A 15,463-nucleotide genomic window follows, 5' to 3' on the forward strand; every position below is an offset into this window, starting at 1 on the left:
ACAACACAAAACCCTGTGGGAGCGGGCTTGCCCGCGATGAACGATCACTCGGTCTATCGAGCAAAGCGCTCCGCCCAACCAACAATGTTCTTCGGCCGTGGCGTCGCATAAGTGCGCACCTTGGACGTCGACAACTTCAAACGCACCAGCGACTCGGCAATCGTCACCGCCGCTGTCACGCCATCCACCACCGGCACGCCGGTGCGCCGGCGAATCTGCTCGTCCAGCCCGGCCATGCCGCCGCAGCCCAGGCAAATCACCTCGGCCTTGTCCTGGGTCACCGCCAGTTCGGCCTGCTGCACGATCGCTTCCAGCGCGCGCTGCGGTTCGTGTTCAAGCTCCAAAACCGCCAGACCACTGGCGCGCACCGAGGCACAGCGATCCCACAGACCGGACAATTTCAGCCGATCCTCGATTAGCGGCACGGTGCGATCCAGTGTGGTCACCACCGAGTAGGCATGGCCGAGAAACATCGCGGTGCTGGCCGCCGCGTCAGTGATATCCACCACTGGCACGTTGAGCAGTTCCTGCAAGCCTTCGCGGCCATGTTCGCCGTAGCCGGCCTGGATCACCGCATCGAAGGGTTGATCGTAAGACATCACTCGATCCATCACGGCGATGGCGGCCAGGTAACTTTCGAAATTGCCTTCAATCGATTCGGCGCCGAAGTACGGCGTCAGGCCGACGATTTCGGTACCGGGCGAAGCGACGGCCTGCGCCGAGCGGGCGATGGCGTCGGTGATGGATTCGGTGGTGTTGACGTTGACCACGAGAATACGCATGGAAAATCCTTATTGCGGGCAGTGGTGCGGCCCGAAACCGGGCCGCGAAGGGATCAGTGGCTGACGTTATCCACAGCGATGCATTCACCGCTGACTTCGGCGTAATGGGTCTGGCGCTTGGCGATGATCAGGTAAAGCATGCCGGCGATGCCGGCACCGATCAGCCAGGAGAACGGCGAGACGCTGTGGAAACCGGGCACCAATGCCAGAACGATGGCGATCAGCGCCGCAGGAATAAACGCCGCCACCGCGCGGAAATTGATGCCGCGGCTGTAGTAATAAGCGCCGTTGGGGTCTTCGCTGTAGAGCTGCGGCACATTGATCCGGCCTTTGCGGATCAGCCAGTAGTCGACCATGATCACCCCGTACAGCGGGCCGAGCAGGGCGCCGAGGCCCGACAGGAAATACACGATCACCAGCGGGCTGTTGTAGAGGTTCCACGGCAGGATGAGCACGGCGATGGTCGCGCTGATCAATCCGGCGCGGCGGAAGGTCAGGTACTTCGGCGCCAGGTTGCTGAGGACGAACGCCGGGGCAACGAAGTTGGCCATGATGTTCACCGCAACGGTGACAATCAGAAAAGCCAGGCAGCCGAGCACCAGAAAGAACGTGTTGGGGATCGAAGCGATGATCTCGGTCGGGCTTTCGATGATCCGCCCGTTGATCTGGAACTGCGCGCCACACAGCAGTACGGTAATCGCGGCGAATACCAGAATGTTCACCGGCAAGCCCCAGAAATTTCCTACTTTGATGGTTTTGCGGCACGGCGAAGAACGGGCGAAGTCGCAGAAATTGAGGATCAGCGTGCCGTAGATCGCCAGCCACAACGCGCCACCAGCAAAAATGTTGCGCCACATCTCGCCCCCGGTCAGCGGCTCGCGGATCGACCAGGCAATGGTCGCGTTGGCCTGGAAGTACATCCACCCGGCGAGTGCGGCTACGGTCAGCAGAATCACCGGCCCGGCAAATGCCTCGTAACGGCGCACCATCTCCATGCCGTAGGCGAGGATCGCCAGTTGCACCAGCCAGATTGCTACAAAGCACACCCAGCCCAGACTCGACAGGCCCAGAATTGAGTCGTGATCGTATTCGGCAAAGCCGGGATGCACGGCGGTCAGCAGGACGCGGAATACCACCGAGGCGAGGTACGTCTGAATACCGAACCAGGCGATGGCGATAACCGCCCTGATCAATGCAGGAATTTGCGCACCGTGGATGCCGAAACTGATCCGGCTGATCACCGGGAACGGCACCCCGGTTTTCTGCCCCATGTACCCGGACAGGTTCATGAAGAAGTACACCAGCGCCGCGCCGATCCCCAGTGACAAGAGGATTTGCCAGCCGCCCAGACCCAGTGCATACAAGCCGATGGCGAACGAATAGTTGGCGATGTTGTGCACGTCATTCGTCCACAGGGCAAAGATGCTGTACTGGCCCCAGCGCCGCCCTTCGGCTTTGGTCGGCGCCAGATCGCTGTTGTGCAGACGCGGGCTCAGTTGCAGCGGCTCGCTCAGTCCGTCATCGGGCAACGGTTGATCAAGCGTGGAGGAGGGCAGATTCAGCGCGATGTTATTCGAAAGACTTGTACGCATTCCGGCAGGCTCCTGACGTTCACTCCCGCGATGACTGTGCATGAGCGCTCAGGCTCGACAAATCTTCGTCGCGGCGGTGAAAACATCACTGGTTACGGGGCATCTGCAGCCTGTACGGGATAGGGCGCTTCAGGCTTGCGGATCGAAAGTGTGCATGTTTTGCAGTTTTGTATACAAAACATGTATGCGATAAAGCCAGATTTGTGCCAGTTGCGAATCTATAAGCGCCAGGCCTCATTTCGAATAGTTATCAATGCGGGGTAAGTGACTGAAAAACCGGCGATATAAAGTGATCGATTGAACAGGTATTTTTTTTGGGGGAGGGATTTTGCAGGGGGCGCACGCAGAGGGGATTCTGCTGGGGGATGTAACTTTTCAGGGCGTAAAAACAGAAAGTGCACACATAAATGGCACCGATGGTGACAACCTTGTGTACACCTTTTGTGTGCCTGGCACATATCAATGTGGGAGCGAGCCTGCTCGCGAATGCGGTGTATCAGGCAACTGAAACGTTGACTGGAACTGCGCTTTCGCGAGCAGGCTCGCTCCCGCAGGTCTTTCTATAAATGGGGGATCAGACCTTGCTCTTGCTGATGATATTCCCCGCGTGCAGTCCGCATTCTTTCTGCGTGGCTTCTTCCCACCACCAGCGGCCCTCGCGCTCGTGCTGGTTCGGCAGCACCGGGCGGGTGCAGGGTTCGCAGCCGATGCTGATGAAACCGCGCTCGTGCAGGCTGTTGTAGGGCAGTTCGAGCATGCGGATGTAACCCCAGATCTCCTCGCTGGTCATCTGCGCCAACGGGTTGAACTTGTACAGGGTGCGTTCCGGTGTCGAGAACGCCGTGTCGATTTCCAGCACCGCCACAGCGCTGCGGGTGCCCGGGCTCTGATCGCGGCGCTGGCCGGTGGCCCAGGCTTTGACGTCGGACAGCTTACGGCGCAGCGGCTCGATCTTGCGGATGCCGCAGCATTCGCCGTGGCCGTCCCTGTAGAAACTGAACAGGCCTTTTTCCTTCACGAACGGTTCGAGTTTCGTGTAGTCCGGCGAGACGATTTCTATATCGATCTTGTAATGCTCGCGCACCTGCTCGATGAAACGGTAGGTCTCCGGATGCAGGCGGCCGGTGTCGAGGCTGAAGACTTTGACGTTCTTGTTCAGCTTCCACGCCATGTCCACCAACACCACGTCCTCGGCGCCGCTGAAAGATATCCACAAGTCATCGCCGAATTCGGCGAAGGCGAGCTTGAGGATGTCCTGGGCGGATTTGTTGGCATAGGTCGTGGCGAGTTCCACGACGTCGAACGTTGGGCTCATCAGGTCGGCTTCCTACAGGTCAATGGCGCTCGGGCGCTCTATAGGGGGCCGATGGTAACAAAAAGCTGCCGCGGCCGGGGCGTCCTCTGCGTTGCGCGCGTCTGGTGCAGACGCTAGAGTTCGGCCTCGCTTGACTCAAATAATCACTACAAACGGGAGTGTCTTGTGGAAATTGCTTGCCTGGATCTTGAAGGGGTACTGGTACCGGAAATCTGGATCGCCTTCGCCGAAAAAACCGGAATCGACTCCCTCAAGGCCACCACCCGGGACATTCCCGATTACGACGTATTGATGAAGCAGCGTTTGCGCATCCTCGATGAGCACGGCCTCAAACTCTCGGACATTCAGGAAGTGATCGCCACGCTGAAACCGCTGGATGGCGCAGTGGAGTTCGTCAACTGGCTGCGCGAGCGTTTCCAGGTGGTGATTCTCTCGGACACTTTTTATGAATTCTCGCAGCCGCTGATGCGCCAGCTGGGCTTCCCGACCTTGCTCTGCCATCGCTTGATCACTGACGAAAGCGGTCGGGTGACGGGCTATCAACTGCGTCAGAAAGATCCCAAGCGCCAGTCGGTGCTGGCGTTCAAGAGCCTGTACTACCGGGTGATCGCGGCGGGGGATTCATACAACGACACGACCATGCTCGGCGAGGCGGACGCGGGGATTCTGTTTCATGCGCCGGACAACGTGATTCGCGAGTTTCCGCAGTTTCCGGCGGTGCATACGTTTGAAGAGCTGAAGCAGGAATTTCTCAAGGCCTCTAATAGAGAGCTGAGTTTGTAGTCGTCTGGAAGGACGTCTTCGCGAGCAGGCTCGCTCCCACAAGAAAATGCATTGATGATCGTTCCCACGCTCTGCGTGGGAATGCCTCAACGGACGCTCCGCGTTCGGCTTTGGATGGGACGCGGAGCGTCCCGGGCTGCATTCCCACGCGGAGCGTGGGAACGATCATTCCTCAGAGGTTTTGCAGGGTTTCCAAGAGAATTCTGACTTTGGTCATCGACTCCTGATACTCCGCCTGCCAGTCCGAATCGGCGACGATCCCGCCGCCGCCCCAGCAGCACACCTGGCCATCCTTGACCAGCAGACTGCGAATGGCGATGGAGCTGTCCATCTCGCCGCGCACGTCCAGATACAGCAACGAGCCGCAATACAGACCGCGCCGGGTCGGCTCCAGCTCGTCGATGATCTGCATCGCCCGAATCTTCGGTGCGCCGGTGATTGAGCCGCCGGGGAAGCTGCCGGCGATCAGGTCCAGCGCGTCACGATCCGCCGCCAGTTCACCGGTCACGCTGCTGACCAGATGATGCACATTCGGATAGCTCTCCAGACTGAACAACTCCGGCACCCGCACCGAGCCGATGCGGCAAGTGCGCCCGAGGTCGTTGCGCAGCAGGTCGACGATCATCAGGTTTTCCGCGCGATCCTTGGGGCTGGCCAGCAGTTCGGCGGCATTGGCGGCGTCTTCGGCTGGAGTCAGGCCGCGAGGGCGGGTGCCCTTGATCGGACGCGTTTCAACCTGGCGCTGGCTGACTCTGACGAAACGTTCCGGTGACAGGCTCAGCACCGCGCCGCCGTCGGGCAGGCTCTGGAAACCGGAGAACGGCGTCGGGCAGGCCTGACGCAAAGCGCAGTAAGCCAGCCACGGATCGCCCTGGCATTCAGCACGAAAGCGTTGCGCGAAGTTGACCTGATAGCAGTCACCAGCCTGGATGTAATCCTGAATACGCTCGAAGGCCTGACGGTAGTCGTCGGCCGAGAGATCAGCGGCCATGGGGGCGTTCAGTTTGAATGGCGCCAGCGCGTCAACTTGAGGCAGGGTGAACAGCGCGACCAATCGCTGCCGTTCACTGTCGACAAGCGAAGGATGAAAGACCAGTTGGCTGGTTTGCGCGTGGTGATCGCTGATCAGCGCCCAGTCGTACAGGCCAAAACGCGCATCGGGCAGTTGCAGGTCATCCAGTGCCTGACTCGGCAGGTTTTCCAGATGCCGGCCGAAGTCGTAGCTCAAATAACCGATCAGTCCGCCGGCGAATGGTAATTCATACCCGGCAGGCAACTGCGCTTCGCCCAAGCGGCTGAGGTGGTCACGCAGGCGCTGGAGGAAATGCGCACCGCTTTCGTCCGGCAACACCGCCAGTTGTTCCAGCGGCCAGGCGCTGAGCAAGTCATAACGGCCGCGTTCAGCGCTCGGCCGGCCGCTGTCGAGCAGCACGGCGCCGGGTGCGTTGCGAATGGCCGCGAAATAGTCGGCCGGATTGGCGCGGTAGGGCAGTGGGTGTACGGAGCAGGTCAGCATGGGCGGGGCAGATCGGCCGTTGAGGCGGGGTGGGGATTGTAGTCCTCTGCGCTGCCAGATCAAAGTCAAAAGCCTCCCCCTCACCCCAACCCTCTCACCCAAGGGGGCGAGGGGGAAAGGGAGCAGATCGGGGGCTTTTCAAAACTTGGGTTCGGCTCGATATCTTGGGGGAGGGAGCCGATCTTCATGCTTTTCAAAGCTTGAGTTCGACTCAAGACGTTCAGGTCGGCGTACCTCCAACATCCACCTCGGTCAGTCCCCTCTCCCTTTGGGAGAGGGTTAGGGTGAGGGGCTCTTGAGCTTTTAGCCTTCGACAGCTGGAATATGCCCAAACATCTCCTGGGTAAACGCCACCCGCTCTTCAACCGACTCCGTCACGCCCCGCGCCTTCAGCTCTTCCAGCCGCGCTTCAACCGCGTGGGTACGCAAGGTCAGGCCGCAATCGTTGGCGATCTGAATGTTCAGCCCCGGCCGCGCATTCAGCTCGAGGATCAGCGGGCCTTTTTCCTGATCAAGCACCATGTCCACGCCGATATAACCCAGCCCGCACAGCTCATAGCAGCCGGCGGCGAGTTTCATGAAACCGTCCCAGTAGGGCAGTTGCACGCCATCCACCGCATTGGTGGTGTCGGGGTGTTTGGTGATGATGTTGTTCAGCCATGTGCCGCGCAGCGTAAGGCCGGTGGCCAGATCGACGCCGACGCCAATGGCGCCCTGGTGCAGGTTGGCCTTGCCGCCGGACTGGCGGGTCGGCAGACGCAACATCGCCATCACCGGGTAACCCATCAGCACGATGATGCGGATGTCCGGCACGCCTTCGTAGCTGATGCTTTTGAAGATCTGGTCCGGGGTCACACGGTATTCGATCAGCGCGCGGTCGCGGTGGCCGCCCAGCGAGTACAGGCCGGTGAGGATGCTGGAGATGTGATGTTCCAGCTCCTCGTGGGCGAGGATCTTGCCCGACACCGTGCGATAACGGCCTTCGAAGCGGTCGGCGATGACGATGATGCCGTCGCCACCCGCGCCCTGCGCCGGTTTGATCACGAAGTCGCTGCGCCCGCCGATGATCTCGTCGAGCTTGTCGATTTCCTTCTCGGTGGAGATCACCCCGTACAGCTCCGGCACATGAATGCCGGCGGCGATGGCGCGTTCCTTGGTCAGGATCTTGTCATCGACGATCGGGTACAGGCTGCGCTTGTTGTACTTGAGCACGTAGTCCGCGTTTCGGCGGTTGATGCCCATGATGCCGCGCGCCTCGAGGGCCTTCCAGGTCTTCCAAAAACCGAACATCAGGCGTCAGCCTTCTTCAGGAAGGCCTTGAAACGTACCAGTTCGGTCAGGCGGTAGCCGCGATAGCGACCCATCGCCAGCATGAAACCGACCAGAATCAGCAGGATCGCCGGGAAGGTAAACACGAAGTACACCAGCTCCGGCACGGTCATGATCAGGTGCGCCAGGGAGGCGGCGAACAGCGTGCCGATGGCGACTTTCAGCGCATGGTTGGCGCCGCGTTCTTCCCAGGTGATCGACAGACGTTCGATGGTCATGGTCAGAATCACCATCGGGAACAGCGCCACCGACAAGCCACGCTCAAGCCCCAGCTTGTGGCTGAACAGACTGATCGCCGCAATCAACACCACCACGAACGTCAGCACCACCGACAGGCGCGGCAGCATTTGCAGCTTCAGATGTTCGAGATACGAGCGCAATGACAGGCCCAGCGCCGTGATCACTGTGAACAGCAGGATGCCGAAGCCCAGCTGCGTTTCGCGGAAGGCGAGGGCGATCAGCACCGGGGTGAATGTGCCGAGGGTCTGCAGGCCGACCAGGTTGCGCAGGATCAGGATCACCAGCACACCGATCGGGATCATCACCATGATCATGAAGGTCTGCTGGGTCTGCAGCGGCAAGCCGTACAGCGAGTAATCGAGGAAGTTGGCGTCAGTGTTTTCGTCGGTCAGCTTGGCCAGACGAATCGCGTTCATCTCGCTGTTGTTCAAGCTGAAGGTCACGTTGGCTTTCTTGCCACCGTCGACGGTGATCAGGTTTTCGTCGCCGGTCCACCACAGCAGGCGATCGGTCGGCAGGCCTTGCTCACCGGTTTCCGGGTTGAAGTACAGCCAGTCGTTGCCGTTGAAGCTGCGCAGCCACAGTTCGGGAGTCTGAGGCTGATCGGCGACGAGGCGGATGGTGTGGACTTTTTCTACCGGAACGTGGGCAATCGACAGCAGCAGTTCGACGATCTTGGCTTTGTGCGAAGTCGACGGATCGCCGGCCAGCAGCAATTTGACGTTGTCGTCGTTGACATTGTTGACGCGCTTGATCGCCTCGCCAATAAAGGTTTCGACGTCGGCCGAATGTTGGCGGATCGGCGCGAGCAGAGCTTCGGCGGCGATTTTTTCCGGGCCTTCGATGACCATGCTGTCACGGAAGGTCGGGCCTTTGACCTTGGATTTTTCCGCGGTGTAGCGCTTGGTCAGCACCAGACGGTAATACAGCGTCTGGTTGCCCTTGGCGCGACGGGCCGACCAGGTCACCTTGCGGTTGCCGTCGATGCGGTTGACCGCGACGCCGTAGTTATTGGAGATGAAGCTTTCGTTGAGGCTCACGTAATCGCGGCTCAACGGCGGCACGAACATCTGGATCTTCACCGGATCTTTGGTGCTGGCGACGAACTCGACCTTGGCGTCGATGTTCCACAGGTCGTCGGTGGCGTCTTCGGTCACCGGGATGCCGAGCACGAAAATCTGATAGGCCGTAACCGAAACGCCCAGCAGCACCAGCACGGCGATCAGGATTTTCAGGTGGAAGGTTAGAGAACGCATGGAAATTACTCGGCGGTGTGAGCGGCGATGGTGCAGGCAGGTTTGCCGGCAGCGTATTTAAGACTGGGGTCGACCAGCGCGTCGAAGCGTTTCAGCGCCTCGGAGCCGATCAAAAGCGGGTATTGGAACGCACTTCGGTCGGTGAGGTTCACTTCGATGCTGCGCATTGCCGAACCCATGCAGATATCCAGCTCGATCACCGGACGGGCGGTGTACTGCTTGCCTTCTTCCGGATCGTAGTCGCCGGCGCGGCGCTTGATCTTGCTGACCCGCGCCAGCGGCCGTTCGATGGGGTGCGAATGCGCGGTGTCGATCGCCAGGTAGAAACGTACCCAGGATTCACCGTTGCGTTTGAAGCGTTTGATGTCGCGGGCACTCAGCGAGGCGGTTTTCGCCCCGGTGTCGAGTTTGGCCGCAACTTCGAGATTGATGCCGTCAAGCGAAGCGTATTCGTTGAGGCCGTACACGGTTTTTTCCCCCGCGGCGGCGAGGCCGGGCAGGCAAAACAGAGCAAAAAAGGTGGGGAAAGGCTTGAGTCTCATAAATCCTGGTGCGCAGCGTTCCGTTATCGGTTCAGGTGCCCGCACAACCGTGCGCAAGCCCCTGCGTGTGCCTGGCAGCTTTTTATGGCAAGCCGTACAAAGACCCGCAAATGCGGGCGGCATTCTAGCACGGTGGTTTTATGGCGCCAGCGCTTGCGCCGACCCATGAGCTGCAAGGGATGCCACTCTTGTGGGAGCGAGCCTGCTCGCGAAAGCGCTGTGTCATTCGATGCAGAAGCCGGCTGATGTGCCGCCTTCGCGAGCAGGCACGCTCCCACAGTAATAGATGATCGATTGGCTGCGGTTATTAGACGATTGTCGACAATACCTATTTATCCTTTGACTCATCGGGCCAGATTGGCTAGTTTTTGCCGCATTGGATTTAAAGGTGTCGACAATCATGCTGGATCAACTCGATCCCCCGGTCATCAGTGGCGACGATTCCGAGACGCTGTCGGAAAATGTCTTCCGGCGTATCCAGGCCGCAATCGTCAAAGGCGAAATCGCCCCGGGCAGCAAGATCTCCGAGCCGGAGCTGGCGCGCACCTATGGCATCAGCCGAGGCCCGCTGCGTGAGGCGATCCATCGTCTGGAAGGCCAGCGCCTGCTGGTGCGCGTGCCGCACGTCGGTGCGCGGGTGGTCTCGCTCAGCCATGCCGAATTGATCGAACTCTACGAAATCCGTGAATCCCTCGAAGGTATGGCCTGCCGCCTCGCCGCCGAGCGCATGAGCGTCGAGGAAATCGACGAACTGCGCCGGGTCCTGGAAACCCACGAGCGCGATGCGGCGTTTCAGGCCGGCGTCGGTTATTACCAGCAGGAAGGCGATTTCGACTTTCATTACCGGATCATCCAGGGCAGCGGCAATCGCACGCTGACGCAGATGCTCTGCGGCGAGCTGTATCAATTGGTGCGCATGTACCGCATCCAGTTTTCCACCACGCCGAATCGCCCGCACCAGGCCTTCGCCGAACACCACCGCATTCTCGATGCCATCGCCGACCGTGACGGCGAGCTCGCGGAATTGTTGATGCGCCGCCACATCGGCGCCTCGAAACGCAACATCGCCCGTCACTACGAGGACGGCGCCCACAACAAGACAGCCACTGAACGAGGTGATGCATGACTTCCAACCTGAACACGCCGGGCCAGCGCTTCCGCGATGCGGTCGCCAGCGAGCATCCTTTGCAAGTGGTCGGCGCGATCAACGCCAACCACGCGCTGCTGGCCAAGCGCGCCGGTTTCAAGGCGATCTACCTGTCCGGTGGCGGCGTGGCCGCAGGCTCGCTCGGCGTGCCGGACCTGGGCATCACCGGGCTGGACGACGTGCTCACCGACGTGCGCCGCATCACTGATGTTTGTGACCTGCCGCTGCTGGTGGATGTTGACACCGGTTTTGGCTCGTCGGCCTTCAACGTCGCGCGCACGGTCAAGTCGATGATCAAGTTCGGCGCGGCGGCGATTCACATCGAGGATCAGGTCGGCGCCAAGCGCTGCGGCCATCGCCCGAATAAAGAAATTGTCAGCCAGCAGGAAATGGTCGATCGCATCAAAGCCGCCGTCGATGCGCGCACCGACGACAGCTTCGTGATCATGGCGCGTACCGACGCACTGGCGGTGGAAGGTCTGGAGTCGGCACTCGATCGTGCGGCGGCGTGCATCGAGGCCGGCGCTGACATGATTTTCCCTGAGGCGATTACCGAGCTGGACATGTACAAGCTTTTCGCCAATCGCGTGAAAGCGCCGATCCTGGCCAACATCACCGAGTTCGGCGCAACGCCGCTGTACACCACCGAACAACTGGCCGGCGCCGACGTTTCTCTGGTGCTGTATCCGCTGTCGGCATTCCGCGCGATGAACAAGGCGGCGGAAAATGTCTACACGGCGATCCGCCGCGATGGCACGCAACAGAATGTCATCGACACCATGCAGACTCGCATGGAGCTCTACGATCGTATCGATTACCACACGTTCGAGCAGAAGCTCGATGCGTTGTTTGCACAGAAGAAAGGCTGAACAAAACCCTGTGGGAGCGAGCCTGCTCGCGAAGACGGACTGACATCCAACATTGATGTCGACTGATCCAGCGCTTTCGCGAGCAGGCTCGCTCCCACAAGTTTTCCCCATACAAATTCAAGAAGATTGGAGAACACAATGGCCGAAGCAAAAGTACTCAGTGGCGCCGGGCTCCGTGGCCAGGTAGCCGGGCAAACCGCACTGTCCACCGTGGGCCAGGCCGGTGCCGGGCTGACCTATCGCGGCTACGACGTGCGTGAACTGGCCGCCGACGCGCAATTTGAAGAAGTCGCGTATCTGCTGCTGTACGGCGAACTGCCGACCAAAGCGCAACTGGCCGACTATCAAAGCAAACTGAGCAAGCTGCGCGACCTGCCGCAAGCGCTCAAGGAAGTGCTTGAGCGCATCCCGGCTGACGCGCATCCGATGGACGTCATGCGCACCGGTTGCTCATTCCTCGGCAACATCGAACCGGAGAAGGACTTCTCCGAACAGCGCGACAAGACCGACCGCCTGCTCGCCGCTTTCCCGGCGATCATGTGCTACTGGTATCGCTTCAGCCACGACGGCAAGCGCATCGACTGCGTCAGCGACGAGCCGACCATTGGCGGCCACTTCCTGCATTTGCTGCACGGCAAGAAACCGAGCGAACTGCACGTCAAAGTCATGAACGTGTCGCTGATCCTCTACGCCGAACACGAATTCAATGCCTCGACCTTCACCGCGCGGGTTTGCGCCTCGACCCTTTCCGATCTGTATTCCTGCGTAACAGCGGCAATCGGTTCGCTGCGCGGTCCATTGCACGGTGGCGCCAACGAGGCGGCGATGGAAATGATCGAGCGCTTCTCGTCGCCGGAAGAGGCGATCAAAGGCACCCTCGGCATGCTCGAGCGCAAGGACAAGATCATGGGCTTCGGCCACGCGATCTATAAGGACAGCGACCCGCGCAACGAGGTGATCAAGGGCTGGTCGAAAAAACTCGCGGACGAGGTCGGCGATAAGGTGTTGTTCCCCGTCTCCGAAGCCATCGACAAGACCATGTGGGAGCAGAAGAAACTGTTCCCGAATGCCGACTTCTATCACGCCTCGGCTTACCACTTCATGGGCATCCCGACCAAGCTGTTCACGCCGATCTTCGTCTGCTCGCGCCTGACCGGCTGGGCCGCGCACGTGTTCGAACAACGCGCCAACAACCGCATCATCCGCCCGAGCGCTGAGTACACCGGCGTCGAACAGCGCAAGTTCGTGCCAATCGAACGTCGCTGAAATGGTGGGCTGACCCGGAACCAGAGAACACCGCTAGACCCTGTGGGAGCGAGCCTGCTCGCGAAGACGGACTGACATTCAACATTGATGTCGACTGATATACCGCTTTCGCGAGCAGGCTCGCTCCCACAGTGGACGGTGTGTAACTCAGGTTTCTGGCCCACCCTTTGCAACCACCGTGACCCGAGTCCTGACCCGATGAACACAGAATTCCGCAAGAACCTGCCCGGCACGCCGCTGGATTACTTCGACACCCGCGCGGCGGTCGAGGTGATTGCGCCTGGCAGCTACGATACCCTGCCGTACACCTCCCGCGTGCTGGCGGAAAACCTCGTGCGTCGCTGCGACCCGGCCACGCTTACCGATTCGCTCAAGCAACTGATCGAACGCAAGCGCGATCTCGATTTCCCGTGGTTCCCGGCGCGGGTGGTCTGCCATGACATCCTCGGCCAGACCGCGCTGGTCGACCTCGCCGGTCTGCGTGACGCCATCGCTTTGCAGGGTGGTGACCCGGCGCAGGTCAACCCGGTGGTGCCGACGCAATTGATCGTCGACCACTCGCTGGCCGTCGAGGCCGGCGGTTTCGATGCCCAGGCCTTCGAGAAGAACCGCGCCATCGAAGACCGCCGCAACGAAGACCGTTTCCACTTCATCAACTGGACCAAAAAGGCCTTCAAGAACGTCGATGTGATCCCGCCGGGCAACGGCATCATGCACCAGATCAACCTGGAGAAAATGTCGCCGGTGATTCAGGTGCGCGAAGGCGTGGCGTTCCCCGACACTTGCGTCGGCACCGACAGCCACACGCCGCACGTCGATGCGCTGGGTGTGATTGCCATCGGCGTCGGCGGCCTCGAAGCCGAGAGCGTGATGCTCGGTCGCGCGTCGTGGATGCGCCTGCCGGAAAGCGTTGGCGTCGAACTGACCGGCAAGTTGCAACCGGGCATCACCGCCACCGACATGGTCCTGGCTTTGACCGAGTACCTGCGTAAACAGAAAGTCGTCGGCGCGTGGCTGGAATTCTTCGGTGAAGGTGCAGCAGCGCTGACCCTCGGCGACCGCGCGACCATCTCCAACATGGCCCCGGAATACGGCGCCACGGCGGCGATGTTCTACATCGACCAGCAGACCATCGATTACCTGAAACTGACCGGTCGTGAAGACCAGCAAGTGCAACTGGTCGAGCAATACGCCAAGTTGACCGGCCTGTGGGCTGACAGCCTGAAAGGCGCGCAATACGAGCGCGGCCTGACTTTTGATCTGTCCTCGGTGGTGCGCAACATGGCCGGCCCGAGCAACCCGCACGCCCGCGTTGCGGTATCGGATCTGGCGGCCAAAGGCATCTCCGGCCAGTGGGATGACGTGCCGGGGCAAATGCCCGACGGCGCGGTGATCATCGCCGCGATCACCAGTTGCACCAACACCAGCAACCCGCGCAACGTCATCGCCGCCGGCCTGTTGGCGCGCAATGCCAACAAGCTCGGCCTGACCCGCAAGCCGTGGGTCAAATCTTCGCTGGCGCCGGGCTCGAAAACCGTGGCGCTGTACCTCGATGAAGCGGGGCTGACCACTGAGCTGGAACAGCTCGGTTTCGGCGTCGTGGCGTTTGCCTGCACCACTTGCAATGGCATGTCCGGCGCGCTCGATCCGCTGATCCAGCAAGAGATCATCGACCGCGATCTGTACGCAACCGCCGTGCTTTCCGGCAACCGCAACTTCGACGGCCGCATTCACCCGTATGCCAAACAGGCATTCCTCGCCTCGCCGCCGCTGGTGGTTGCCTACGCGATCGCCGGGACCATCCGTTTCGATATCGAGAAGGATGTGCTGGGCGTGGTCGATGGCCGGGAAATTCGCCTGAAAGACATCTGGCCGAGCGATGAAGAAATCGATGCGGTGGTGAAGTCTTCGGTCAAGCCTGAGCAGTTCCGTCAGGTCTATATTCCGATGTTCGCCGTGCATGAAGACACCGGGCCGAAAGTCGCGCCGCTGTACGACTGGCGCGAGATGAGCACCTACATCCGCCGTCCGCCGTACTGGGAAGGCGCGCTGGCCGGCGCTCGTCCGCTGAAGGGCATGCGCCCATTGGCGGTGCTGCCGGACAACATCACCACTGATCACCTGTCGCCATCGAACGCGATCATGCTCGACAGCGCCGCCGGCGAATACCTGGCAAAAATGGGCCTGCCGGAAGAGGACTTCAACTCCTACGCCACCCACCGTGGCGACCACCTGACGGCACAGCGCGCGACGTTCGCCAATCCGAAGCTGTTCAACGAAATGGTCGTGGAAAACGGCAAGGTCAAGCAGGGTTCGCTGGCGCGTGTCGAGCCGGAAGGCCAGGTCATGCGCATGTGGGAAGCCATCGAAACCTACATGCAGCGCAAGCAGCCGCTGATCATCATCGCTGGCGCTGACTACGGTCAGGGTTCGTCCCGCGACTGGGCGGCCAAAGGCGTGCGCCTTGCCGGTGTCGAGGCAATTGCCGCTGAAGGGTTCGAGCGCATTCACCGCACCAACCTGGTGGGCATGGGCGTGTTGCCGCTGGAATTCAAACCCGGTACCAACCGCCACACTCTGGCCATTGATGGCAGCGAAACCTACGACGTGATCGGCGAGCGCAAGCCGCGTGCGGATCTTACGCTGGTGATCAATCGCAAGAATGGCGAGCGTGTCGAAGTGCCGGTGACCTGCCGTCTCGATACCGCTGAAGAAGTGTCGATCTACGAGGCCGGCGGCGTGTTGCAGCGCTTCGCGCAGGACTTCCTCGAAGGCTCGGCGGTAGCCGTCTAAATCAACTTGTGGGCATGGGATTTTCAAGTCCCA

Annotated in this window: 12 protein-coding genes; 5 read left to right on the top strand and 7 right to left on the bottom strand. The window is 60.6% G+C overall.

The window, feature by feature from the left end; translation table 11 throughout:
* Positions 1-53 precede the first annotated feature (53 nt).
* From ASG55_RS05070 to ASG55_RS05080, 3 genes are all read right to left on the bottom strand, one after another.
* Entirely contained in the window at positions 54-782 is a 729-nt protein-coding gene (locus ASG55_RS05070) for an aspartate/glutamate racemase family protein (protein ID WP_041479158.1), read from the bottom strand.
* A gap of 53 nt (positions 783-835) precedes the next feature.
* Positions 836-2,374: an NCS1 family nucleobase:cation symporter-1 gene (locus ASG55_RS05075; protein WP_056784121.1), complete on the bottom strand. Its 1,539-nt coding sequence runs from the start codon at positions 2,372-2,374 to the stop codon at positions 836-838.
* A 574-nt stretch (positions 2,375-2,948) separates the two neighbouring features.
* Complete coding sequence (locus ASG55_RS05080) at positions 2,949-3,689, bottom strand: phosphoadenylyl-sulfate reductase (RefSeq protein ID WP_056784126.1); 741 nt, start codon at positions 3,687-3,689, stop codon at positions 2,949-2,951.
* Between the two features lie 165 nt (positions 3,690-3,854).
* Here ASG55_RS05080 and thrH point away from each other — a divergent pair, with 165 nt between their 5' ends.
* On the top strand, positions 3,855-4,472 hold the full coding sequence (gene thrH, locus ASG55_RS05085; RefSeq protein ID WP_016773816.1) for a bifunctional phosphoserine phosphatase/homoserine phosphotransferase ThrH: 618 nt from the start codon (positions 3,855-3,857) through the stop codon (positions 4,470-4,472).
* Positions 4,473-4,644: 172 nt separating this feature from the next.
* On the opposite strand, the gene pabB is transcribed toward thrH, so the two are convergent.
* From pabB to rloA, 4 genes are all read right to left on the bottom strand, one after another.
* Entirely contained in the window at positions 4,645-5,988 is a 1,344-nt protein-coding gene (pabB, locus tag ASG55_RS05090) for an aminodeoxychorismate synthase component I (protein ID WP_056784129.1), read from the bottom strand.
* Between the two features lie 303 nt (positions 5,989-6,291).
* Complete coding sequence (locus ASG55_RS05095) at positions 6,292-7,278, bottom strand: alpha-L-glutamate ligase-like protein (RefSeq protein WP_056784132.1); 987 nt, start codon at positions 7,276-7,278, stop codon at positions 6,292-6,294.
* Positions 7,278-8,813: an osmotic stress tolerance membrane protein RloB gene (rloB, locus tag ASG55_RS05100; protein WP_024012295.1), complete on the bottom strand. Its 1,536-nt coding sequence runs from the start codon at positions 8,811-8,813 to the stop codon at positions 7,278-7,280. Before rloB ends, ASG55_RS05095 begins: the two co-directional genes overlap by 1 nt.
* A gap of 5 nt (positions 8,814-8,818) precedes the next feature.
* Positions 8,819-9,355, bottom strand: a complete 537-nt coding sequence (gene rloA, locus ASG55_RS05105) for a retropepsin-like aspartic peptidase RloA (RefSeq protein ID WP_016773819.1) — start codon at positions 9,353-9,355, stop codon at positions 8,819-8,821.
* 403 nt (positions 9,356-9,758) lie between these two features.
* Between rloA and ASG55_RS05110 the strand changes: the two genes are divergently transcribed.
* The 4 genes from ASG55_RS05110 to acnD all read left to right on the top strand — a co-directional run bounded on the left by ASG55_RS05110 (position 9,759) and on the right by acnD (position 15,430).
* Positions 9,759-10,481, top strand: a complete 723-nt coding sequence (locus tag ASG55_RS05110; protein ID WP_177180867.1) for a GntR family transcriptional regulator — start codon at positions 9,759-9,761, stop codon at positions 10,479-10,481.
* Positions 10,478-11,371 (top strand): methylisocitrate lyase, encoded by an 894-nt coding sequence (gene prpB / locus ASG55_RS05115; protein WP_024012298.1) that lies wholly within the window; start codon positions 10,478-10,480, stop codon positions 11,369-11,371. Before ASG55_RS05110 ends, prpB begins: the two co-directional genes overlap by 4 nt.
* Positions 11,372-11,509: 138 nt before the next feature.
* Entirely contained in the window at positions 11,510-12,637 is a 1,128-nt protein-coding gene (gene prpC / locus ASG55_RS05120; protein WP_056784134.1) for a bifunctional 2-methylcitrate synthase/citrate synthase, read from the top strand.
* 198 nt (positions 12,638-12,835) lie between these two features.
* Complete coding sequence (gene acnD, locus ASG55_RS05125; RefSeq protein WP_056784137.1) at positions 12,836-15,430, top strand: Fe/S-dependent 2-methylisocitrate dehydratase AcnD; 2,595 nt, start codon at positions 12,836-12,838, stop codon at positions 15,428-15,430.
* The last annotated feature ends 33 nt before the right edge of the window (positions 15,431-15,463 follow it).

Source organism: Pseudomonas sp. Leaf434, assembly GCF_001425545.1.
GTDB lineage: Bacteria > Pseudomonadota > Gammaproteobacteria > Pseudomonadales > Pseudomonadaceae > Aquipseudomonas > Aquipseudomonas siliginis.

Bases quoted from the DNA above. Each gene is read 5' to 3' on its own strand.
- ASG55_RS05070 (WP_041479158.1), bottom strand. From the start codon at position 782: ATGCGTATTCTCGTGGTCAACGTCAACACCACCGAATCCATCACCGAC.
- ASG55_RS05075 (WP_056784121.1), bottom strand. From the start codon at position 2,374: ATGCGTACAAGTCTTTCGAATAACATCGCGCTGAATCTGCCCTCCTCC.
- ASG55_RS05080 (WP_056784126.1), bottom strand. From the start codon at position 3,689: ATGAGCCCAACGTTCGACGTCGTGGAACTCGCCACGACCTATGCCAAC.
- pabB (WP_056784129.1), bottom strand. From the start codon at position 5,988: ATGCTGACCTGCTCCGTACACCCACTGCCCTACCGCGCCAATCCGGCC.
- ASG55_RS05095 (WP_056784132.1), bottom strand. From the start codon at position 7,278: ATGTTCGGTTTTTGGAAGACCTGGAAGGCCCTCGAGGCGCGCGGCATC.
- rloB (WP_024012295.1), bottom strand. From the start codon at position 8,813: ATGCGTTCTCTAACCTTCCACCTGAAAATCCTGATCGCCGTGCTGGTG.
- rloA (WP_016773819.1), bottom strand. From the start codon at position 9,355: ATGAGACTCAAGCCTTTCCCCACCTTTTTTGCTCTGTTTTGCCTGCCC.
- prpB (WP_024012298.1), top strand. From the start codon at position 10,478: ATGACTTCCAACCTGAACACGCCGGGCCAGCGCTTCCGCGATGCGGTC.
- prpC (WP_056784134.1), top strand. From the start codon at position 11,510: ATGGCCGAAGCAAAAGTACTCAGTGGCGCCGGGCTCCGTGGCCAGGTA.
- acnD (WP_056784137.1), top strand. From the start codon at position 12,836: ATGAACACAGAATTCCGCAAGAACCTGCCCGGCACGCCGCTGGATTAC.